2 protein-coding genes and 1 pseudogene are annotated in these 2,893 nt (G+C 40.1%); all 3 read right to left on the reverse strand.

From position 1 onward, the window contains the following. Window positions 1-73: 73 nt before the first annotated feature. The 3 genes and pseudogenes from JK635_RS23235 to JK635_RS23245 all read right to left on the reverse strand — a co-directional run bounded on the left by JK635_RS23235 (window position 74) and on the right by JK635_RS23245 (window position 2,538). Window positions 74-1,663 carry a type I restriction-modification system subunit M gene (locus tag JK635_RS23235; RefSeq protein WP_202656340.1) on the reverse strand — a complete coding sequence of 530 codons (1,590 nt, stop codon included), beginning with the start codon at window positions 1,661-1,663 and terminating at the stop codon, window positions 74-76. Between the two features lie 89 nt (window positions 1,664-1,752). Next, a pseudogene (locus tag JK635_RS23240) lies at window positions 1,753-2,030 on the reverse strand (hypothetical protein); the annotation flags it as partial. 358 nt (window positions 2,031-2,388) lie between these two features. Then, window positions 2,389-2,538, reverse strand: a complete 150-nt coding sequence (locus JK635_RS23245) for a hypothetical protein (protein ID WP_202656341.1) — start codon at window positions 2,536-2,538, stop codon at window positions 2,389-2,391. Window positions 2,539-2,893 lie beyond the last annotated feature (355 nt).

Raw genomic sequence — 2,893 nt, forward strand, 5'->3', positions numbered from 1 at the left:
TCCCCCAACTTACGCTGTTCCCAATCGTCCACAAACCCTTTAAAACGCAGTTCTGGCGCATTTTTCTTCTTTTTCATCGAAACACCGCCTTCGTTGCTTCGATCAGATCTTTCGTTTCTTCAGTAACTTCTAATTCATCAAGCATGGCCAAAAAAGCATTTTCTGCTTCTTTAATTTCTTTATTTAAGTCCACTAGTTCTTTTCCTAATGACACTATATCAATTGGTTCCTCCTCCTCAAACGTATCAACATAACGAGGGATGTTGAGGTTATAATCGTTTTCGACGATTTCTTCAAAGGAAGCAACATGGGCATATTTCTCTACGTCTTGACGTTTAATGTATGTGTCCAGGATTTTGTCGATATGTGCATCGGTAAGTATGTTCTGGTTTTTGCCCTTTTCAAATTCTTTGGATGCATCGATGAATAATACATCTTTTGTCGGACGGTTTTTCTTCAGAATAATGACCGTTGTTGGAATTGATGTATTGAAGAAAATATTTGCTGGCAATCCAATCACCGTATCAATTGCTCCATTTTCAAGCAGGATTTGACGAATTTTCCCTTCCGCCGCCCCTCTAAATAACACGCCATGTGGCAAGACGATGGCCATTACACCTGTATCTTTTAAGTGATAGTAACCATGAAGCAAAAACGCAAAATCTGCTTTTGATTTTGGTGCTAAAACTCCGTACATCGAGAAACGTGGGTCGTCTAAAAAGCCTTTCTCCGCTGACCAGTGCGCAGAATAAGGAGGATTCATTAGCACACCATCAAAGTTTGTTGGCTCATCTGTTGGCCAGTCTTGGTCAAGTGTGTCGGCATTATGTAAATGCTGGTTGGCAATATCAACCCCATGCAAAATCATGTTCATGCGCGCAAGGTTATACGTAGATGTATTCAACTCTTGCCCAAAATACATGATTGTGCCTGGTTCGTTTGAGTATTTCTTCGCATTTAATAGGAGAGAACCCGATCCCATTGTCGGATCATATACGGTGAATCCTTTCACATTTTCTTTCCCTTGTAAGACAATTTTGGTCATGAGAGTTGAAACGGGTTGTGGTGTATAGAATTCCCCCGCTTTTTTTCCTGAATCTGATGCGAATTGGCCGATTAAATACTCATAGGCATCCCCAAGCATATCCCCTTTATGCCCTGCAACATCCAATACCGCCAATTCCTTCATTACATCGGCAATACTGGCATTTTGTTTTTGTGGGGTTGCACCCAACTTTTTCGAATACAAGTCCACATCTTCAAACATGTTTTCAAAGATTTCGCTTGATTGTTCGATGTTTCGAAAACCTTGTGCGAGATCCTCCAATTGGAATTTACCCTTGTGGATGTCGTTCACCAATGCAGTAAATGTCAAATTCGGTTCGAGTGTGTAAGAGAAGTCATATTGAAGCTCTGCTAATAAATCGTCTCTCACCTCTTCATCCGCATAGGCCTCCTCATATAATTTCTGTGCTATATTCAAATCTTCCGTCGGTTCTTCTAATAAATTCGCAGCATGTAGCAACATCTTGTCCGATAAGTATTTATAGAAGACTAGCCCTAATAAATAACTTTTATATTCATTCGCATCCATTTTTGAACGTAAAATATCCGCTGAATTCCATAATGCTTGGTATAAACTTTTTGTTTCGTTATCTGCCATGATCATTCTCCTAATCTTTTTTTACAATCGAAAATATTTGAGTCAATTTAATAATTACAATAATTAGCCATAACTATGCAACAAATAGCTTTAGCAACGATAACACAAACCTGTTCACGGCATATTCTCTTATGATTGAATTTTCCACCGCGTTTACGAGGTTTATGTTCTGTAATGCCCAATTGACCCGTTTGAGAGTACAGGAAATAGGTCTCGTCAATTTCAACGATACCTTCAAAATGTTCAAAATCAATTTGTATTATTTCTTTGATTAAACGACCGCCAACAGAGGAGGATGGTTCAACATAGCAATTTACCCAATCTATTCTTTTTTTGTGTGAAGTAATTTATCGATATACTTTAACAAGTTGCTAAATGCTTTGCTTACCTAGATAACCTCCCAAAACACTGGTTCTTATGCCGATTATATCAAGATTTTGGACAGGGAGCAAAAATCACCATAATCCCGTTCTTTTTATGGGGAACCTCCAAATTTGATATTATTGTTAAATAAACCTGCCCGTTATAAGAAAAACCGGGCAAAAACCGCCCGGTCCTTTTTTGATTGGATCTGTCAACTAGTCTGTTGATTTCCGCTCCAGGTGCTTGCTTTCCGGGGGGCGTTCGCCGAGCCTCCTCGTCGCAAGCTCCTGCGGGGTCTCACCTGTAACGCTAATCCCCCAGGAGTCAAGCACCTTGCGCTCCAATCAACATAGTGTTAAAAATCAATCGTGAGCTTTTATTTTGCTTTTTTTGAGAATATCCATTAGTTTGTACTCTATTCCATGTACTCCTTTGTAATATTCTGGGTACATTTCGCCCCCACATTTTTCGCATGAAAACATTGGAGGAGTTGTTGGATCTCCATCATCCATTGAGTCGAAATCCCTCACTACACTTAAAGGAATCTCCTCCTTTTCATGACACGCTAAACAAACATAGCTGACGCTCTGTTTCTCGGTGTATCCACGTAATTAAGTTCTTCCCTGCCCATCCTCCACCCCCGACTCCCCTCAAACCCTTCTCCCCCAAGGCTTCCAGCCCATTTTCCAACCCTAAAACCCTAATTCCTTACCCCTATTCTGTAATTAAGTTCTACCACAGAGTAGAGGTAAGGTTTAAGGGAAAAGAGATCTTTTCTTGCTCTTTTTCAGGCTTTTCTTCCTGCATTTATTCTGGCTGAATTTGCCTCGAAATCCTTTTCTGACAGCCTTTCTCCCACTTTAATCA

This window comes from Neobacillus paridis, assembly GCF_016765675.1.
GTDB lineage: Bacteria > Bacillota > Bacilli > Bacillales > Cytobacillaceae > Neobacillus > Neobacillus paridis.

What these genes read in the sequence shown, in the direction of transcription:
- JK635_RS23245 (WP_202656341.1), bottom strand. Translation starts at nt 2,538, where the DNA reads ATGGATGATGGAGATCCAACAACTCCTCCAATGTTTTCATGCGAAAAA.
- JK635_RS23235 (WP_202656340.1), bottom strand. Translation starts at nt 1,663, where the DNA reads ATGGCAGATAACGAAACAAAAAGTTTATACCAAGCATTATGGAATTCA.